At 64.5% G+C, this 17,458-nt stretch carries 15 protein-coding genes; 4 read left to right on the top strand and 11 right to left on the bottom strand.

Translation table 11 applies throughout. The annotated features are described in order from the left end of the window. The first annotated feature begins 130 nt into the window (after nucleotides 1-130). Nucleotides 131-898 (top strand): hydroxyacylglutathione hydrolase, encoded by a 768-nt coding sequence (gene gloB, locus AB4Y85_RS10690; protein ID WP_441984871.1) that lies wholly within the window; start codon nucleotides 131-133, stop codon nucleotides 896-898. Nucleotides 899-932: 34 nt separating this feature from the next. Then, nucleotides 933-1,694, top strand: coding sequence for a GNAT family N-acetyltransferase (locus AB4Y85_RS10685; RefSeq protein ID WP_441984870.1), 762 nt, complete (start codon nucleotides 933-935; stop codon nucleotides 1,692-1,694). Here the strand turns inward: AB4Y85_RS10685 and yddG are convergent. The 3 genes from yddG to AB4Y85_RS10670 form a co-directional block, all read right to left on the bottom strand. Continuing rightward, on the bottom strand, nucleotides 1,669-2,547 hold the full coding sequence (yddG, locus tag AB4Y85_RS10680; protein ID WP_441984869.1) for an aromatic amino acid exporter YddG: 879 nt from the start codon (nucleotides 2,545-2,547) through the stop codon (nucleotides 1,669-1,671). The two genes, AB4Y85_RS10685 and yddG, sit on opposite strands and share 26 nt — an antisense overlap. Nucleotides 2,548-2,613: 66 nt before the next feature. Beyond that, nucleotides 2,614-3,339, bottom strand: a complete 726-nt coding sequence (gene phbB / locus AB4Y85_RS10675; protein WP_441984868.1) for an acetoacetyl-CoA reductase — start codon at nucleotides 3,337-3,339, stop codon at nucleotides 2,614-2,616. A 304-nt stretch (nucleotides 3,340-3,643) separates the two neighbouring features. Then, nucleotides 3,644-4,822 (bottom strand): acetyl-CoA C-acetyltransferase, encoded by a 1,179-nt coding sequence (locus AB4Y85_RS10670; protein ID WP_441984867.1) that lies wholly within the window; start codon nucleotides 4,820-4,822, stop codon nucleotides 3,644-3,646. Between the two features lie 222 nt (nucleotides 4,823-5,044). Here AB4Y85_RS10670 and phaR point away from each other — a divergent pair, with 222 nt between their 5' ends. Beyond that, nucleotides 5,045-5,629: a polyhydroxyalkanoate synthesis repressor PhaR gene (gene phaR / locus AB4Y85_RS10665; RefSeq protein WP_441984866.1), complete on the top strand. Its 585-nt coding sequence runs from the start codon at nucleotides 5,045-5,047 to the stop codon at nucleotides 5,627-5,629. A gap of 142 nt (nucleotides 5,630-5,771) precedes the next feature. On the opposite strand, the gene AB4Y85_RS10660 is transcribed toward phaR, so the two are convergent. The 3 genes from AB4Y85_RS10660 to mtgA all read right to left on the bottom strand — a co-directional run bounded on the left by AB4Y85_RS10660 (nucleotide 5,772) and on the right by mtgA (nucleotide 8,602). Beyond that, on the bottom strand, nucleotides 5,772-7,382 hold the full coding sequence (locus tag AB4Y85_RS10660; RefSeq protein ID WP_441984865.1) for a GGDEF domain-containing protein: 1,611 nt from the start codon (nucleotides 7,380-7,382) through the stop codon (nucleotides 5,772-5,774). Nucleotides 7,383-7,607: 225 nt separating this feature from the next. Then, nucleotides 7,608-7,793, bottom strand: coding sequence for a 50S ribosomal protein L32 (rpmF, locus tag AB4Y85_RS10655; protein ID WP_202065583.1), 186 nt, complete (start codon nucleotides 7,791-7,793; stop codon nucleotides 7,608-7,610). A gap of 122 nt (nucleotides 7,794-7,915) precedes the next feature. After that, nucleotides 7,916-8,602, bottom strand: coding sequence for a monofunctional biosynthetic peptidoglycan transglycosylase (mtgA, locus tag AB4Y85_RS10650; RefSeq protein WP_441984926.1), 687 nt, complete (start codon nucleotides 8,600-8,602; stop codon nucleotides 7,916-7,918). Between the two features lie 103 nt (nucleotides 8,603-8,705). On the opposite strand from mtgA, the gene AB4Y85_RS10645 reads away from it, so the two are divergent. Beyond that, the gene (locus AB4Y85_RS10645) at nucleotides 8,706-9,632 is read left to right on the top strand and encodes a polyprenyl synthetase family protein (RefSeq protein WP_441984864.1); all 927 of its coding nucleotides are present in this window, start codon (nucleotides 8,706-8,708) and stop codon (nucleotides 9,630-9,632) included. Here AB4Y85_RS10645 and AB4Y85_RS10640 read toward each other — a convergent pair. The 5 genes from AB4Y85_RS10640 to ispG form a co-directional block, all read right to left on the bottom strand. Further along, a complete protein-coding gene (locus AB4Y85_RS10640) occupies nucleotides 9,629-12,166 on the bottom strand; it encodes an HWE histidine kinase domain-containing protein (protein WP_441984863.1) in 2,538 nt (845 codons plus the stop codon). The genes AB4Y85_RS10645 and AB4Y85_RS10640 overlap by 4 nt on opposite strands. A 195-nt stretch (nucleotides 12,167-12,361) precedes the next feature. After that, a complete protein-coding gene (locus AB4Y85_RS10635; RefSeq protein WP_441984862.1) occupies nucleotides 12,362-13,276 on the bottom strand; it encodes a DMT family transporter in 915 nt (304 codons plus the stop codon). A 64-nt stretch (nucleotides 13,277-13,340) separates the two neighbouring features. Continuing rightward, the gene (locus AB4Y85_RS10630; RefSeq protein ID WP_441984861.1) at nucleotides 13,341-13,796 is read right to left on the bottom strand and encodes a GNAT family N-acetyltransferase; all 456 of its coding nucleotides are present in this window, start codon (nucleotides 13,794-13,796) and stop codon (nucleotides 13,341-13,343) included. 150 nt (nucleotides 13,797-13,946) lie between these two features. Then, on the bottom strand, nucleotides 13,947-15,890 hold the full coding sequence (locus tag AB4Y85_RS10625) for a potassium transporter Kup (protein ID WP_441984860.1): 1,944 nt from the start codon (nucleotides 15,888-15,890) through the stop codon (nucleotides 13,947-13,949). A 171-nt stretch (nucleotides 15,891-16,061) separates the two neighbouring features. Beyond that, nucleotides 16,062-17,345, bottom strand: coding sequence for a flavodoxin-dependent (E)-4-hydroxy-3-methylbut-2-enyl-diphosphate synthase (ispG, locus tag AB4Y85_RS10620; RefSeq protein ID WP_441984859.1), 1,284 nt, complete (start codon nucleotides 17,343-17,345; stop codon nucleotides 16,062-16,064). Between the last annotated feature and the right edge of the window lie 113 nt (nucleotides 17,346-17,458).

The following is a 17,458-nucleotide window of genomic DNA, read 5'->3' as shown; positions in this document are numbered from 1 at the left end:
CCTTTCGATCCGTGCCGGCAATGCCTGATATTCGTTCGGGATCCGGTTTCCGAGATCTGGTTTCCGAGATCTGGTTTCTTGGCCTAACTGTTCCATGATAGCTCAGAGCACATCAAGACAAGGTTCCTCGATGTCAGCCCAGATTCACGCCTTTCTCTGCCTTCAGGACAATATCGGTGTTCTGATCCACGATCCCAATACGGGCGCCTGCGCCGCCATCGACGCGCCGGAGGAGGGGCCGATCCTCGCGGCCCTCGCCGAGAAGGGCTGGCAGCTCACGGACATTCTCGTCACCCATCGTCACAGCGATCACGTGCAGGGCGTCGAGGGCCTGAAGCGCCGTACCGGCTGCCGGGTGGTGGCGCCGGTGAAGGCTCGCGAAGCCGTGCCCCATGCGGATGCCTATGTGCGCGAGGGCGATACGGTCGTGGTGGGCAATCTGCAGGCGCATGTGTGGGAAACGCCGGGCCATTGCCTCGATCACGTATCATACTGGTTCGCTGCGGACCGGGCATTGTTCGCAGGCGACACGCTTTTCACGTTGGGTTGCGGACGCATGTTCGAGGGCACCTATGCCGAGTTCTGGCATTCGCTTCAGCGGCTGGCGGCGTTGCCGGACGAGGCGAAGGTTTATTCGGGCCACGATTACGTTCTCTCGAATGCCCGTTTCGCGCTTGCCGCCGATCCGAACAACGAAGCCCTGAAGGCGAGAGCGAAAGAGGCCGAGCAGGCGAAGGCGGAAGGGCGCTTCCTGGTGCCCTCCACGATGGGCCAAGAGAAGGCGACCAATCCTTTCCTGAGGGCAGGGGAGCCTGAGGTCGCGAAAACCGTTCATAAGGAAGGCGCTTCCACCGTCGAGGTGTTTCAGGCCTTGCGCGAATGGAAGAACAGGTTCTGATGCGGTCTGGCAACGAAGGAGCGGCAGGACCCCTATGAGCGACCACGGCCTCATCATCGGACTCGAGAGCAGGCTTTTGAACGCCTGGCCCTCTTTCGATTACCAGATCTATGACGGCTGGATCCTGCGTCTTGCCAACGGCTATTCCAAGCGCGCCAATTCCGCGACGCCGTTCCGCTCCGGCGTGAATTTGGATGACGAGCTCATCGACTACATGATCGCGCGTTTCGTGGAGGCGAATGTGCGCCCCACCTTCCGCCTCAACGGCATCGAGGCGCCGGACGCGGACGAGCGCCTGAAGCTGCGCGGCTTCAAGCAGGTCGAGACCACGCATGTGCTTACCGCGCCCATCACCAGCGCGGATTGCGAGCGCGATCCGGAAGTGGCGCTGGATCCGCAGCCCTCGAAGCGCTGGGTGCGCGAGGCCGCCCACTCCTATGGCGGCGACAAGTCCGACGACGCGAAGCTCCTGCAGATCGTCTCACGCATTCGCCAGAAAACGGCCTTCGCTACTTTAAGTCTCGACGACAAGCCGGTGGCCTGGGGCCTCGGCGTCGTGGAGCGCGGCTACATCGGGCTTTACGACATCGTCGTCTCGCCCGACCTGCGCGGCATCGGCCTTGGACGGCGCGTGGTGTCGAGCCTGATCGCCTGGGGCTGCGAGCAGGGGGCGCATACGTCCTATCTCCAGGTGCGCGAGGAGAACGAGGTCGCCCGCTCGCTTTACGGGGCGCTCGGTTTCGGCACGGCCTACCGCTATACCCACCGGGTCATGCCCGGACGCTCTTCCGTTTAGGCGAGAGCGTCGCCACCAGCGCGCCGGTGACGATGAGGCCGCAGGACAGCGCGAGGGTGAGGGTAGGCTCCGCATATCCGCCCAGGACCAGCAGCAGGGTCGAGAGCACGGGCGTCGCGTAGGATGCGACGCCGAGGAAGCGGATGTCGCCGCGCTTCATGCCGATATCCCAGACATAGAAGGCCGCGCCGACCGGTCCGAGACCGAGCGCCAGAACTGCGAGCCATTGCGTCGTCGTTTCCGGCCACACGGTCGTCTCGAAGGCGAAATGGCCGATCCAGCTGAGCGCGGATGTGGCAAGGCAGAAGCCCGCGACCGCATCGGTCGGCACCTGTCCGAAGCGGCGCGAGAGGACCGAGTAGCCGCCCCACACGAAGGCCGCGACGAAGGCGCAGATATAGCCCGGCATGTACTCCGCCCGCGCGTCGAGCGCGCCGCGTCCCGCGATCAGCACGATCACGCCGAGAAAGCCGAGCAGCGCACCGACGAGATGCGCGCGCCGCAGATGCTCGCCCGGCAGCAGCGAGGAAAACAGCACGATCAGGAGCGGCCAGAGATAATTGATGAGCCCCGATTCCGCCGGCGGCGCCCAGCGCAGGGCCGCGAAATATAGCGCGTGGTAGCCGAAGAGACCGCCGAGGCCCAGCGCCCATACGACAGGTTTCTGCCTGAGAGCCTTGATGCCCTGCGGGCGCACGACCCAGCTCGCCACACCGACAAGCCCGCCGATGAGAAAGCACATGGCATTGAGCTGAAGCGGCGGGATGGTACCCGTGGCGGCCGTGAACAGGGCCAGGGTGGACCAGAGCAGAATGGCGATAAGGCCGATGGTGGTGGCGGTGCGAGTCGTCATGGGGCTCGCAATAAACGAAAGCCCTCCTCAGTGGGAGGGCTTTCCATGTTCAATGGCAAATTAAACTTAAGCCATATACTGCCCGCCATTGGCCGACAGGGTCGAGCCCGTGATGAAGCCCGCATCGTCGCCTGCGAGGAACAGAACGGCGCGGGCGATTTCTTCGGCCTCGCCGAGGCGGCCCACGGGGATGAGCGGCAGGATCTTCGATTTCAGCACTTCCTCGGGCACCGCCTTCACCATCTCGGTGGCGATGTAGCCCGGCGCGACCACGTTCACGGTGACGCCCTTGTTGGCGTTCTCGAGCGCCAGCGCCTTCGCGAAGCCGACCACGCCCGCTTTGGCTGCTGAGTAATTGGCCTGTCCCATCTGGCCCTTCTGGCCGTTGATGGACGAGATGATGACGATGCGCCCGAAGCCGCGCTCGCGCATGCCCTCGATCACCGGACGCGTGCAAGTGAACATGGAATCGAGATTGGTGCGCATCACGGTGGACCATTGCTCGAATGACATTTTGTGGAACATGCCGTCGCGGGTGATACCCGCGTTGTTGACCAGGATATCGACGGGTCCGATTTCGGCCTCCACCGAGCGGATGCCTGCCTCGCAGGATGCGGCGTCGGATACGTCGAACTTGAAGACAGGAATGCCTGTCTCGGACTTGAACCGACTGGCCGCCTCGTCATTGCCCGCGTAATTCGCGGCGACCTTGTAGCCAGCCTGCTTCAGGGCGGTGGAAATCGCGGCGCCGATGCCGCGGGTTCCGCCCGTAACCAATGCAACGCGCGCCATGCCAGTTTCCTTCCCAAGATTGTTCCCTGGCGCATCGTGCGGAAAAGTGGATCCGGTTTTCCGCCCGAACGATGCGCCCTCCCATAGAGTGGAGCATCGGATTGATCCCAAAAGTGGAACCCACTTTTGGGTCCGATGCTCTAGCGGATCTCTTCGAGACCTCGTTGTCGAAGGGCCGCCTTAAGTGAAGCAGCCCTTCGATCATAGCTTAGTACAAGTCGTGAAAGGGGGAAGGGCGCACAGCCTTATTTTCCTCGATCTCGCGAAAGTTTCAGCGCGAGGTCTTCAGAATTCCCGGCCGCTTTTACCTTTCAAGGCACATGGCGACGCCCATGCCGCCGCCGATGCAGAGGGTGGCAAGGCCCTTCTTCGCGTCGCGGCGGTTCATCTCGTGCAACAGGGTCACGAGCACGCGCGCGCCCGATGCGCCGATCGGGTGGCCGATGGCGATGGCGCCGCCGTTGACGTTCACGATGGACGGATCCCAGCCCATGTCCTTGTTGACCGCGAGCGCCTGCGCCGCGAAGGCTTCGTTGGCTTCCACGAGGTCGAGGTCGGAGACTTTCCAGCCGGCCTTCTCGAGCGCCTTGCGCGAGGCGGGAATCGGGCCCGTGCCCATGACGGCGGGATCGACGCCGGCGGTGGCCCAGGAGACGATGCGCGCGAGCGGGGTGAGACCGCGCTTCTTCGCTTCCGACTCCGACATCAGCACGACGGCGGCAGCGCCGTCATTGATGCCGGACGCATTGCCCGCTGTCACGGAGCCTTCCTTGGAGAAGGCGGGTTTCAGCTTCGCGAGCGAGTCGATGGTGGTGCCGGCGCGGATGTACTCGTCCTGATCGACCACGATGTCGCCCTTGCGGGTAGAGATCGTGACAGGCACGATCTCGTCCTTGAAGCGGCCTTCCTTCTGCGCGGCCTCGGCCTTGTTCTGCGAGGCGGTGGCGAACTGGTCCTGCTCCTCGCGGGTCAGCTGCCAGCGCTGGGCCACGTTCTCGGCGGTGTTGCCCATGTGGTAGCCGTTGAAGGCATCCATCAGGCCGTCTTTCAGCATGGTGTCCGCGAGCTTGAAGTCGCCCATCTTGGTGCCTGAGCGCATATGGGCGGCGTGCGGGGCGAGCGACATGGATTCCTGGCCGCCGGCCACGATGATGTCCGCATCGCCATTGGCGATCTGCTGCATGCCGATGGCGACGGTGCGCAGGCCCGAGCCGCAGAGCTGGTTGAGGCCCCAGGCCGTCTTTTCCTGCGGAACGCCCGCGGCCATGGCGGCCTGACGGGCCGGGTTCTGGCCCTGGCCCGCGGTGAGGATCTGGCCGAGGATCACCTCGTCCACCTCGTCGGCCTGCACCTTCGCGCGCTCCAGAGCGGCCTTGATGGCGATGGCGCCCAATTCGTGAGCCGTGGTGTTGGCGAAAGCCCCGTTGAAGGAACCGACGGGTGTGCGGGCCGCTCCCACGATGACGATGCTGTCCTGGGCCATGCCTCTCTCCTGTGCTGATCTGTTCGACATGAAGATGATGTAGTGCTGGTTCGATCAAAGCTCCACAGCCTGGGAAGTCAAGGATGCGTTTGGGCAAGCGGGGCCGGAGGGTCCTTAGACTTTTGGCGCTTTGATCGCGCGGCATAAGCCTTATAATCAATGAGGACCGGCTAAATTCTGCCACAGATTGCCGGGTGTCTTTTTCAGGAGCGTATCGGCCACATGGCGACGGAAAAGCAACCGACGGTCATCAAGAAATATGCCAACCGCCGCCTCTATCACACGGGCACATCCACCTATGTGACGCTGGAAGACCTGGCCGGCATGGTGCGCCAGGGCGAGGATTTCTTGGTCTATGACGCGAAATCTGGCGACGACATCACCCGCTCGGTCCTGACCCAGATCATCTTCGAGCAGGAGAACAAGGAGGGGCAGAACCTGCTGCCCGTCACCGTTCTGCGCCAGCTGATCCGCTTCTATGGCGACAGCATGCAGGCACTCGTTCCGAGCTATCTCGAATTCTCCATGAACAATCTATCCCAGGAGCAGCAGAAGCTTCGGGACCAGATGTCCACCGCCTTCGGCGCCGGAGCCTTTCAGGCCATGGAGGAGCAGGTGCGCAAGAACATGGGCTTCTTCACGGAAGCCATGCGCATGTTCTCGCCCTTTCCGGGCGGAGTGCCGGGCACGAACGGCTCCAAGGCTCCCACCGCCCCGGAACAGGAGCAGGGCGCAGGCGACCTCGATGCGTTGAAGCGCCAGATGGCCGACATGCAGGCGAAGTTGGACAAGCTCGCCGGGAAGTAGGGTTTAAGGGGAAGCTTTTTCCGTCATGGCCGGGCTTGTCCCGGCCATCCCGATCGGAAGAGTGCGACGCCTCACAGCATCGGGATCACCGGCACAAGGCCGGTGATGACGTCGAGGGTGTGAAAACGCTCGTCGATTATCCCTAACCCCAGGCCCGATCCAGCATGTCGCGCAAAGGCGACGGCTGCGCCATCGCCATGGGCTCGCCGAAATAGCTGCCTTCCAGGTAATCCACGCCCCAGGACGTGAGGAGCCGCGCGCTCATCTCATCGTCCACCCACTCGGTTGCGACCGCGATGCCGAGGTTCTGTGCCCGGTCGATCAGGGTGCGGATGTAGAGGCGGTCCTGTGTCGAACGCTTGAGAGGCTGGATAAAGACGCCATCGATCTTGAGGAGATCGAAGGGCATGTGCCGTAGCTGGTCCACCGGAACATGGCCCTTGCCATAACCCGACAGCGCCAGCCCGATGCCGATGGCCTTCATGGCATGCAGGCGGCCCTGAAGCGCGCCGTCGCCCGCAAGAGCGCTCTCCGGCACCTCGAGCACGAGGCGCGATTCGATGCCGGGGCGGGCGCCGAGATGGGCCGCTAGCATCGGCAGCCACTCGGAATCCTTCAAGGTCGCGGAGGCGATGGGCAGCGAAAGACGTGCATGAGGATTGCGGGCGAGATGGTCCGCCGCCAGCTCCAGCATGCGCCCATCCACGAGCAGCGCGAGGTTGGCGTCGTCCAGGCTCGGCACGGGTCCGAGGGGCAGGGCATCGCCATCGGGCATGGAGAGGCTAGCCACGGCCTGCGACAGGGCCGGCTGGCGCGTATGGGCGTCCACCACGGGCCGCGTGGCTAGGATGAGGCTGCGCTCGTTGAGGGCCGTGACGATGTCGAAGGGGGCTTCAACGACCGCGCGGGAGCGGGGCGCGGGACGGGGATCGTAGAGGCCCTTGTCTGAGCCGCGATGGTGGCTTGCCTCCACCGCCTCCTCGGCAAAACGGAAGAGTTTGTGGGCACGGAAGGTGTGGTCCGGGGCGCAGGCCGCACCCAGGATCAGGCCGTCCCCGCAACCTTTCAGGAGCCCCGCCATGCGGTTCATGGCGCCGACGGTGTCCGGGGCAGGGCAGCCGACGAGGGCGAGCGCGAAGCGGGTGGGGCTGACGATCCCGAACACGTCGTGCCGGCGCATCATCGGGCGGAGCCTGCGGGCCGCCTCATTCATGCTGTCGGCCTTGTCGAAGGAACCGACGACCAGGGTGCAGGTCTGGGAAATCCTCAAGGCCTCGTTGATGCCGTTCTGTATCTGCCGCAGCAGGTCCGAGCGCGCCGCGATCCGGGCGGGTAGGCAATTCTGCATGGCGAGAACTGGGTCGGCTCGCAGCAGGCCACGCACGAAAGCGGGGTGTCCCTGGGCGCTCGGCTGCCAGCGGCCGCAATCCTCCACCATCAACACCTGGTCGGGGCCAAGGCGCAGGGCGTGTCGGGTCTCGTAGGAGCCGTTCGGTGTGTTCTGGTCCGCGATGATGTCGAAACGGGCCATGCCGCTGCCGGGCTCGACGAGCTGCGCGAAGGCGCGGCCGGTGCGGGGCAGGTCCCTTTTGGTGAGACCGAGGATCTCGGTGGCGTTCGGCCCCCAGGTCAGGGCGTCGGTGGCCATATCCCAGGCATAGGCGGTGCCGGGAAGCGGCGAAGCGGCCTGTTTGCGGGGTGTCCGGGATGCTCCCTGGAAAATCCCCAGCCGGCCCTGCCGCTTCGTTGCCATAACGCCACCTCGTACTCAAAAACACGCGTGAGGCAGAGGGGCGCGCCTCGTCTGCGCCGTCCTTAAGCCTCGGAAATATCAAGGCGTGTAGGATCGGCGCTCAGACTTAATGAACTGTAAAAAGAAACAATGATTCAGTGCCCTTGGGGCAGCGCTCTGGGGATTACGGGCATAAAAAAACCGGCGCTTTGAGCGCCGGTCTTTTTTGTCGCATGCCGCGTAAGCTTACGCGTCAGCCTTCACCTTCAGAACCTGACGGCCACGGTACATACCGGTCTTCAGATCGATGTGGTGAGGGCGGCGCAGCTCGCCGGAGTCCTTGTCCTCGCTGTAGGTCGGGGCTTTCAAGGCATCGGCGGAACGACGCATGCCGCGCCGCGAAGGCGACGTTTTTCTCTTAGGAACGGCCATTTCTCGTCTCCGGTCAAAATAGCGGAGCGCCCGCTTAACCGGGAAACGCTCACATCTCAAACTTGATGAGGTTGCGCCTCTTACAAGGTCCTGGAGGAAATATCTAGTCCTTCGTTACGAATTTAAGGCCGCAGACACCCGCTGAAGGGGGCCGCGCCCGCCATCCGGGCCTGCAATTGCCCCGCCAGGGCCCGGTGGCGATTGCTCGGCCGGCCTGGGTTGCGCACAAGCGGGTTCGGCAGGGCCCGCGCGAGGAGGGCGGCCTCATGCCTCGTCAGGTTCTTGGCCGGTTTGCGGAAGTATTTCTGGGACGCGGCCTCCGCGCCGAAGACGCCTTCGCCCCACTCGGCCACGTTGAGATAGGCCTCCATCATCTGCCGCTTGGACCAGATCAGATCGAGATAGAGGGCCACCGGGATCTCCAGCCCTTTGCGGATATAGGACCGGCTCGGCCACAGGAAGAGGTTCTTGGCCACCTGCATGGGAATGGTCGAGGCGCCCCGGGAGGGCCCGTCCTCGTCTGCATCCTCCACCACTTCGCGGATGGCGATCCAGTCCACGCCGCCATGCTCACAGAACCGGCTGTCCTCGGCGGTCATCACGGCAAGCGGCAGGTGGGGGGAGATCTCGTCGAGGCCCACGAAATCCCGCTCCACGCTCTGGAGCGTGAGCCAGCGGCCTAACATGAGGGTGGAAACCGGAGGCACGACCCAGTAGAGAAGCCCTAGCAAAAGAACCGCTCCGACCCATAAGACAATCAGACCGAGGCCGATCTGAACGGCGCGGCGGAGGAACCGGGAGACCGTCATCGGCCCCCGTGCCCGACCCGGCCGCAGCGTCCAGCGACGCCCCGACCTTCCTTCAAGTTTCTCCTCGGACGTGGCCGCCGCTCCGTCCGAATTCGGGCTCATCATGTCGCCATCCACCAGCACTTTCACCGCACGGCTCAACCAGGCCGCAGGGCTTGTCGAGGCTAATCTCGAAGCCTTGCTATCAGACAACGCGGCCCACGGCGAGATTGCCAGGCCCGAGCGCCTGATAGCGGCCATGCGGCATGCGGCGCTGGGCGGCGGCAAGCGCTTGCGGCCTTTCCTCACCATCGAGGCGGCGCGCCTCTTCGGCCGAGAGGGGGAGGGTCCCTTAAGGGCGGGCTCCGCCATCGAGCTCCTGCATTGCTACTCCCTGGTGCATGACGATCTGCCCTCCATGGACGACGACGACCTGCGGCGTGGGCGTCCGACGGTGCACAAGGCCTATGACGAGGCCACCGCGATTCTCGTGGGCGACGCCCTCCAGACGCTCGCCTTTGAGGTGCTGGCGGAAACCGCGACCGATTCCGATCCCACGATCCGCGCCGATCTCGTGCTGGGCCTTGCCCGCGCATCGGGTCTCGGCGGCATGGTGGGCGGGCAGATCCTCGATCTCACGGCGGAGGGGCGCTATGGCGCAGTCTCCATGGGCGAGCCGGAGGTGCGCCAGCTCCAGATGATGAAGACCGGCGCGATCCTCACCTTCTCGGCGGAAGCAGGCGCGATCATCGGCAGGGCGGATGCGGATTCGCGCAAGCGCCTCGTGGAATACGGGCGGGCGCTGGGCGCAGCCTTCCAGGTCGCGGACGATATCCTCGACCGGGAGGCTTCCGCAGAGGCGCTCGGCAAGCGCACCGGCAAGGATCAGGAAAAGGGCAAGGCGACCCTGGTCGACCTGCTCGGCATGGAGGGCGCGAAGCGCGAATGCGCCGCGCTGGTGGAGAAAGCCGATGCCGCGCTCGACCGGTTCGGCGCAAAGGCCGACACCTTGCGCGAGGCGGTGCGCTTCGTGGTGGAGCGGCAGGTTTAACGAGACGTGGCGATGACCTGGATCACTGCCTCGGCCAGACTGTCCGCATCGTAGGGTTTGCGCACGACGGGGACATTCGCGAGCGAGGCGGGCACCATGCCTTTCTCGCCGTAGCCGGTGGCGAAGACGAAGGGGATATTGCGCCGCGCCAGCTCTTCCGCGACCGGGATCGAGGTTTCGCTGCCGAGATTGACGTCGAGAATGGCGGCGCTCGGGGTCGATTCGGACAGCTTGCGCAGGGCATCGGAGACCGTTCCGCTCGTCGTCACATCGCCGATCCCGCGCTCGCCCAGCATGGCTTCCACATCGAGCGCGATCAGCAGCTGATCCTCGACGAGCAGCAGGGAAATATTCGCGAGATCGGCGTGTCGCTTCGCGGCGGCTTTGCGCTTGGGCCGTGCATCCTCCGATGCGAGAACCTGCACGACGTGCTTTTGCGGAATGTGGAAGATGGCCTCGACGCCGGTGGGCATGTAATCGACGCGGCTTTCTCCGCCGAGATCGTAGGGAATGCTGCGGTCGATCAGCACCGTGCCGAAGCCTTCACGCTTGGGAGCCGACACGAGAGGGCCGCCGGATTCGCGCCACACGATCCGGCACCCGCCTTCGGCTTCGAGGCTCCACATCACGGAAAGCTGGCCTCTGGCATTCGAGAGCGCGCCGTATTTCGCGGCGTTGGTGCAGAGTTCATGCAGCACCAGCGCCATTACGGAATAGGCGCGTGCATCGAGTCCCACTTTAGGGCCTTGAAGCACGATGCTCGTGCTGGGTTCCTGATACGGCGTCAGCTCCGCGCCGAGGAGGTCGCCCAGTTCTCCACCGCCGCCGCTGCGGACGACCTGATCGTGTGCGACGGCTAGAGCCTGAATGCGGCCCTGGAGCGAATCGACATAATCCCTCAGCTCGCGGCCTTCCTCGACCGGATGCCCGACGAGGGACTTGATGATCGCCAGGATGTTTTTGACCCGGTGGTTGAGCTCCTCGTTCAGCATGCGCTGGCGCACGTCGGCCTTGGTGCGCTCGTCGGCGAGAAGCTCGCCGTGGCGCAGCACGACTTCGGCGAGGGAGATCCTCGTGGCTTCCGCAATCTCGCGGTCCGCTTCCGTCCAGGGCAGGGATTGCGCCTGGACGATCTGCTTCCAGATGGCGAAGCTCTTGCGCGGCGTCAGGCGGTCGCCCATGGGGCCGCTGCTGTAGGCTTTGTCTGGATTGCCGGCCCATTCGAGCGTCTGCGCCTGCTCCTTGCGGAAGAAGAACAGGTAGTCGCGCGGCAGTTGCGACAGCGGCACGGCCATCACGCCGGAAGCCTGCGCGCGGTAGTCTTCGGCCGATGCAAGGCGATGCGACAGGGCGTGCGTTGCCCACACCTTGCCTTCGGCGACATTGCCGACGAAGCGCGTGAGGCTTGGGATCGCAGCTTCAGGAGGCGCCGCGCCCTGAACTGTCCATACGCCGTCGATCCAGAGACCGACACCATCGCAGGAAACGATCTGACTGAGTTCGCCCAAGCTCGTGCGCAGCATGTCGCTCACATCGGGCTGGTGCGATGCCAGCCGCAGGATCCTGTCCAGTGAGCGGCGCGCCTCCATGGCCACATCGAGCTTGCGCTGCTGCAGGAGAGCGTTGAGGTGGAGCGAGAAGAATTCGCCGAACACCTCCGCCGCCACGCGAAGACCCATGGGCAGGACGCGGGGCGAGTAATGATGGCAGGCGATGAGCCCCCACAGCTCGCCGCCGATGATGATCGAGACCGACATCGAAGCCGCGACGCCCATGTTGCGCAGGTACTCGCAATGGATCGGCGAGACGCTGCGCAGATGCGCGAAGGACAGGTTGAGGGGTTCTCCGGATGCATCGAGCGCCGGCACCAGCGGGATCTGGCGGCTGTCGGCATCGCCGATGATGCGGATGATGTTGCGCAGGTAGAGAACGCGCGCCTGCTGGGGAATGTCGCTGGCGGGAAAGTGCTGGCCGAGAAAACTTTCGAGATCGCCGCGCTTGGCTTCGCTCACCACTTTGCCGGCACCGTCGCGCTCGAACCGGTAGACCATGACGCGGTCATAGCCGAGCAGCCCCCGCACGAGGCGCGCTGTCTCGCGAACGAGACGCTCCACATCGGCCGTCTTGCTCAGGCGTCCGATCAAGGCGCGGGTGAGGTCGAGAGGCTGGCTGAACCGCGCGGCCGAGGGCTCGAACTCGATGATGACGGTCGATTGAAAACGGTGAATGGCGACGTCGAAATGCGCGCCCTTGATGTCGAGGTCGAACACGAGGGCGGCCCGGCCCTCGCCGCCTGATGTCGCGAGAGCATTGCGCAGGGTGTGAGCAATTTCGCCCCCGAGAAGATTCTCTATCGTAGTTCCGTTGATCGCGCCGCCTATCCTCAAGATCGCGGGTGCGTTTGCGGAATGGCGCAGGATCATGGACGCTTGCGTATCGCAGGCAAGCAGGCATCCATGCTCTTGGATGCTCCCGGGAATATGAATCGGCTCGCGATCGCAGTTGGTCAGATTGACAGGCTCGTTCGCATCCATTGCGCGTGATCTCTAAGGCTACAGGCAGTCATTGCCCAACACCGAGCGCCCGCTGCATGAAGGATGTGAGGCCAAGGGGTGGTGAAGAAATATTGCTTGCAGCAAACTAACTCTATTGCAGCAAGGATCAACTGCGACGAACGCGCCGATGCAGGCTTTCCGTTTCGCCTGCATGGCCAAGGTTGACAGGTTGGTTCAGGCCCTTGCCGAGTGGCGCCTTTTGAACCAGCGCGGCAACTTCATTTCACTCACGATCACGCCGGCGACGATCAGGGCCGCGCCGAGCAGGGCGGCGACGGGCATGTGCTCGCCGTAGATGCGCCCGACGATGCCCGCCCAGACCGGCTCGCCCGCATAGATCACCGTGGCCCGGGTGGGCGAGACGGTCTTCTGCGCCCAGTTCATCGCCAGCTGGATGCCGGCGCTCGCAAGGCCCAGGCCGACGGCGCTGCCGATCAGGAGCCAGGACGGCGCGGGCAGCGACTCGCCGAGGGGCGCCATCAGGCCGAGGGCGAGAACCGAGGTGGTGGCCAATTGCACCACTGTAACGCGGCGCGCATCCACCTTGCCGGCGAAGCCGCCGATGAGGATGATCTCGGCGGAAATGGCGATGGCGCAGAGAAGCGTCAGCACCTCACCGATCCCGAGGCCAATGGAGGTCCCGTCGGGCCCAGCGAGCAATGCAAGGCCGATGAAGGCAAGCGCGACGCCGGACCACGCCATGAGGCTCGGCGGGCGCTTCAGGACGAGCCATTGCAGCAGCGGCACGATGGGCACATAGAGCGCCGTGATGAAGGCCGATTTGCTGCTGGGGATATATTGCAGCCCGTAAGTCTGGAGCGTGTAGCCGAAGAAGATGGCGACGCCGATCATGATTCCGGCCTTGATCTCGAGCCATGTCAGCCCGCGCAGCACGGGCGCCGCGATGAGCGCCATTATCAATGCCGCCGTGCCGAAGCGGAGTCCCACGAAGAACAGCGGCCCGCTCGCGGCGAGCGCCAGCTGCACGACGAGAAAGGTCGCGCCCCAGATCATCGTGACGACGACCAGCGCCGCCTCGCTGCGGCTCAGGGCGAAGGGGGAGGCGGATGGGGAGGGGGCGGTGCTCAACGAACGTGTTCCATGCGAGCTCCGTGGGTTACGGGCAATGGATGGCAGGGTCAAGGAGAGGGTTTCACGGTTCGCCTGCGGGCACCCAGAAGCGCAGCTTCAAACGGCCGGGGCGCCCGAGGTGAGGCACCATGCCGTCCGGCACTCCACCATTGGCGAGGATGACTTTACGGGATCCCTCATTGTCGTCGTCGCAGGTGATGAGAACGCGCGAGAAACCTTCGGAGCGCACGACGGATAAGATCATTCCGAGAGCCTGCGAGGCATAACCGCGACGCTGTTTCCACGGCACGATGGTGTAGCCGATATGACCATAGGCCGTGGGCGGCAGCTCCTCCGTGCCGGGTTGGAAGCGAAAGCCGATCCGGCCGCAGAACTCCCCATCGCTGATCCAGAAATCATGCGCCGGCAGACGCGGAACATGGCGTCCATCGGGAAGCCGAATGGTCGGGCTGTGATAAAGGTCGTGGAGAAAGCGTTCGGGGTCGCGCCGGAGCTGATGCAGTTGCTCCGCGCTCACATCCTGATCCGTGTTGGGCGACCAGCCACGAGCAAGGGCGTCTTCATAAGCGGGCAGCCAGTCGAGACTCGGGCGGAGGAGCGTGATCGTTATGCAACGAAGTTGCCACCCCGCTCTGGTGGTGGCAACTCATAAAGGGACGAGCCCTACTTACACGGTGACCTGCGTTCCGACTTCCACCACGCGCCCGGTCGGGATCTGGAAGAAGTCCGTGGCGTCGCTCGCCGACTTGGCGAGGCTGATGAACACCTTGTCCTGCCAGAGCGGCATGCCCGAATGGGTGGCGGGGCGGATCGAGCGCCGCGAGAGGAAGAACGAGGTCGCCATGATGTCGACCTTGAAGCCCTGCTTGCGCAGGATCGCGAGGCCGCGCGGAATGTTCGGCGTTTCCATGTAGCCGTAGCTCAGGCGGATGCGCCAGAACGAGTCGCCCACATGCGCGATGGCGACGCGATCCTCGTCCTCGACGCGCGGAATGTCCTCGCTGCGCACGGTGAGGATCACGTTCTTCTCGTGCAGTACCTTGTTGTGCTTGAGATTGTGAAGCAGGGCTGCCGGCGCGGTGTCGGGATCGCTCGTGAGGAATACGGCGGTGCCTTTCACACGGTGCGGCGGGCTCTTCTCCAGCATCTGCACCAGCTCGACCAGCGGCACATCGATCTTGCGGGTCTTCTCGAACAGGATGCGCGTGCCCTTCACCCAGGTATACATGAGCAGGAAGAAGATGCCGGCGATGATGAGCGGGACATAGCCGCCGTCCAGGAGCTTCACGAGGTTGGACGACAGGAAGGTGAGATCGATCAGCAGCAGCGGGATCATCACCAATCCGGTCTTCACCGGCCCCCAGCCCCAGCTGCGGCTGATGACGACGCAGGCGAGAAGGGTGGTGACGACCATGGTGCCGAACACCGCGATGCCGTAGGCGCTGGCGAGGTTGCTGGAGGAGCCGAAGAGCATCACCAGGGTCACGACGGCGGCCAGCAGCAGCCAGTTCACGCGGGGCAGATAGATCTGTCCCTGATGGGTCTCGGAGGTGAAGCGCACATCGAGGCGCGGCAGCAGGCCGAGCTGGATCGCCTGCCGCGTCAAGGAATAGGCGCCGGTGATGACGGCCTGGCTCGCGACGATGGTGGCGAGCGTCGCCAGCACGACGAGGGGCAGGAGCAGCCAGGGCGGCGCCAGAAGGAAGAACGGGTTGGCGATGGAGTCGGGGTTCGACAGCACCAGGGCGCCCTGGCCGAGATAATTGAGGGCAAGCGCCGGAAACACGACCGTGCCCCAGGCCACGCGGATCGGGCGGCGGCCGAAATGCCCGAGATCGGCATAGAGCGCTTCCGCACCCGTCACAGCCAGGCACACGCTGCCGAGAATGGCAAAGGCGGTTCCCGGATGGGTGACCAGGAAACGCACGCCGTAATAGGGATTGAAGGCGAGAAACACCTCCCAATCGTCGGCGATATGGAGCAGGCCGAGGCCACCCATGGTGATGAACCACAAGAGGGTCAGCGGGCCGAAGAAGGCCGCGACCTTGCCCGTGCCTCGGCTCTGCACGGCGAACAGGCCGATCAAAATCGCCAGCGCGCCCGGCAGCACATAGCTTTCGAAGGAGGGGGCGACGAGCTTCAGGCCTTCCAACGCCGAGAGCACGGAAATGGCGGGGGTGATGGCGGCATCGCCATAGAACAGGGCCGCTCCGGCCATGCCCATTATGAGCACGGGCAGGCTGCGCCGCCCAAGGGCAAGCTGGGTCAGGGCCACCAGGGTCAAGGAGCCGCCTTCGCCCTTGTTGTCGGCGCGCAGGAGAATCAGCACGTATTTGACGCTGACCGTCAGGATCAGCGCCCAGAGCAGCAGCGACAGGATGCTGATGATCAGCTCGCGGGTCAGCGGAACCGGCGTTCCATGGTGTCCGCCGGTGGCAGCGGCCACGGTCTCGCGCATGGCGTAGAGAGGGCTCGTGCCGATATCGCCATAGACGACGCCGATGGCGCCGAGCATGAGGGTCCAGAAGCCCGCATGAGAGTGGGTTTCGGGGGTGCTGGCCTCCGGAGCCGCGGAATCGGCATGCCCGGGAGCAACTTGCTGTTCTGCCATGTGTGCTTTTCTTTGCGGCTAGTCCGCGGACGACCCTTGTTGGAACACTCTGTCGACGACGAAGGGCGGCCCCTTCTCAATGAGTGCAGCGGCCGTCACTGCCGGCGCGGCGGGCTCTCTAGCACATCGCGCTCTAGCTTAAAACGGAATTCCAACAACGGTTCCACTGCCTTACTCGGCGGCGTCGCGCCCGGCTTGGCCGTAATTCTTCTCGATATAGTCGAGGACGAGCTTCTGGAAATCCTGGGCGAGCGTTGGCCCACGCAGGGTCAGGGCCTTTTTCCCATCGATGAAGACCGGCGCCGCCGGCTGCTCGCCGGTGCCGGGCAGGGAAATGCCGATATTGGCGTGCTTCGATTCGCCGGGCCCGTTCACGATGCAGCCCATCACGGCGACATTCAGGTTCTCGACGCCGGGATAGGTGCGCTTCCAATCAGGCATGGAGGTGGAAATCCAGTTCTGGATGTCCCGGGCCAGCTCCTGGAAGACCGAGGACGTGGTGCGTCCGCAGCCGGGGCAGGCGGCCACCAGGGGCACGAAGGTGCGAAAACCCATGGTCTGGAGCAGCTCCTGGGCGGTCTTCACCTCCAGGGTTCGGTCGCCGCCGGGCTCGGGCGTCAGTGAGAAGCGGATCGTGTCGCCGATGCCCTGCTGGAGCAGGATGCCGATGGCCGCGGAGGACGCGACGATGCCCTTCGAGCCCATGCCGGCCTCGGTGAGGCCCAGATGGATCGCGTAGTCGGAGCGGCGGGCAAGGTCTTCATACACCGCGATCAGGTCCTGCACGGCGGAAACCTTGGCCGAAAGGATGATCCGGTCCTTCGCGAGGCCGATCTCCTCTGCGCGGGTGGCGGAGAGGAGGGCGGACTGGATCATGGCCTCGCGGGTCACCCAGCGCATGTCGCGCGGGTTCGCGGAGGCCGCGTTCTCGTTCATGAGATGGGTCAGGAGCTCCTGGTCGAGGGAGCCCCAGTTCGCGCCGATGCGCACGGCTTTATCGTGGCGGATGGCCTGCTCGACGATTGCCGCGAACTGCCGGTCCTTCTTTTCCTTGAAGCCCACATTGCCTGGATTGATGCGGTACTTGTCGAGAGCCTCGGCGCAGGCTGGGTGGTCCGCTAGCAGCTGGTGGCCGATATAGTGGAAATCGCCCACGAGAGGCACGCTCACGCCGAGCCGGTCGAGCCGCTCGCGGATTTTCGGCACGGCGGCGGCGGCCTCGTCGCGATCCACCGTGATGCGCACGATCTCCGAGCCTGCCCGGGCCAGTGCCGCCACCTGAGCGACCGTCGCGTCTATATCCGCCGTGTCCGTGTTGGTCATGGACTGGACGACGATGGGAGCGCCGCCTCCGACCATGACGTTGCCGACCCTGACCCCCACCGTACGGTGACGGGGGCTAGGACCTGCATGGGCCTCAAGGCAAGGCGCTTCAGGGGAAGACAAAGAAGACATGCTGCAATCCACGGCGGCCGGCCACGATGGCTGCCGCCGTTTAGCTGATGCCAAAACCCTGTTCCGTCAAGCGCGGCCTAGAGCATCGGGCCCAAAAGTGGGAACCTGTTTTG

Origin of the sequence: Microvirga sp. 2YAF29 (assembly GCF_052114605.1) — a bacterium.
Classification (GTDB): Bacteria; Pseudomonadota; Alphaproteobacteria; order Rhizobiales; family Beijerinckiaceae; genus Microvirga.
This window is presented reverse-complemented; position numbering and strand designations above follow the sequence as displayed.

What these genes read in the sequence shown, in the direction of transcription:
- yddG (WP_441984869.1), bottom strand. Translation starts at nt 2,547, where the DNA reads ATGACGACTCGCACCGCCACCACCATCGGCCTTATCGCCATTCTGCTC.
- ispG (WP_441984859.1), bottom strand. Translation starts at nt 17,345, where the DNA reads ATGTCTTCTTTGTCTTCCCCTGAAGCGCCTTGCCTTGAGGCCCATGCA.
- phbB (WP_441984868.1), bottom strand. Translation starts at nt 3,339, where the DNA reads ATGGCGCGCGTTGCATTGGTTACGGGCGGAACCCGCGGCATCGGCGCC.
- AB4Y85_RS10645 (WP_441984864.1), top strand. Translation starts at nt 8,706, where the DNA reads ATGTCGCCATCCACCAGCACTTTCACCGCACGGCTCAACCAGGCCGCA.
- AB4Y85_RS10685 (WP_441984870.1), top strand. Translation starts at nt 933, where the DNA reads ATGAGCGACCACGGCCTCATCATCGGACTCGAGAGCAGGCTTTTGAAC.
- AB4Y85_RS10660 (WP_441984865.1), bottom strand. Translation starts at nt 7,382, where the DNA reads ATGGCAACGAAGCGGCAGGGCCGGCTGGGGATTTTCCAGGGAGCATCC.
- rpmF (WP_202065583.1), bottom strand. Translation starts at nt 7,793, where the DNA reads ATGGCCGTTCCTAAGAGAAAAACGTCGCCTTCGCGGCGCGGCATGCGT.
- AB4Y85_RS10640 (WP_441984863.1), bottom strand. Translation starts at nt 12,166, where the DNA reads ATGGATGCGAACGAGCCTGTCAATCTGACCAACTGCGATCGCGAGCCG.
- AB4Y85_RS10670 (WP_441984867.1), bottom strand. Translation starts at nt 4,822, where the DNA reads ATGGCCCAGGACAGCATCGTCATCGTGGGAGCGGCCCGCACACCCGTC.
- AB4Y85_RS10625 (WP_441984860.1), bottom strand. Translation starts at nt 15,890, where the DNA reads ATGGCAGAACAGCAAGTTGCTCCCGGGCATGCCGATTCCGCGGCTCCG.
- mtgA (WP_441984926.1), bottom strand. Translation starts at nt 8,602, where the DNA reads ATGACGGTCTCCCGGTTCCTCCGCCGCGCCGTTCAGATCGGCCTCGGT.
- phaR (WP_441984866.1), top strand. Translation starts at nt 5,045, where the DNA reads ATGGCGACGGAAAAGCAACCGACGGTCATCAAGAAATATGCCAACCGC.
- gloB (WP_441984871.1), top strand. Translation starts at nt 131, where the DNA reads ATGTCAGCCCAGATTCACGCCTTTCTCTGCCTTCAGGACAATATCGGT.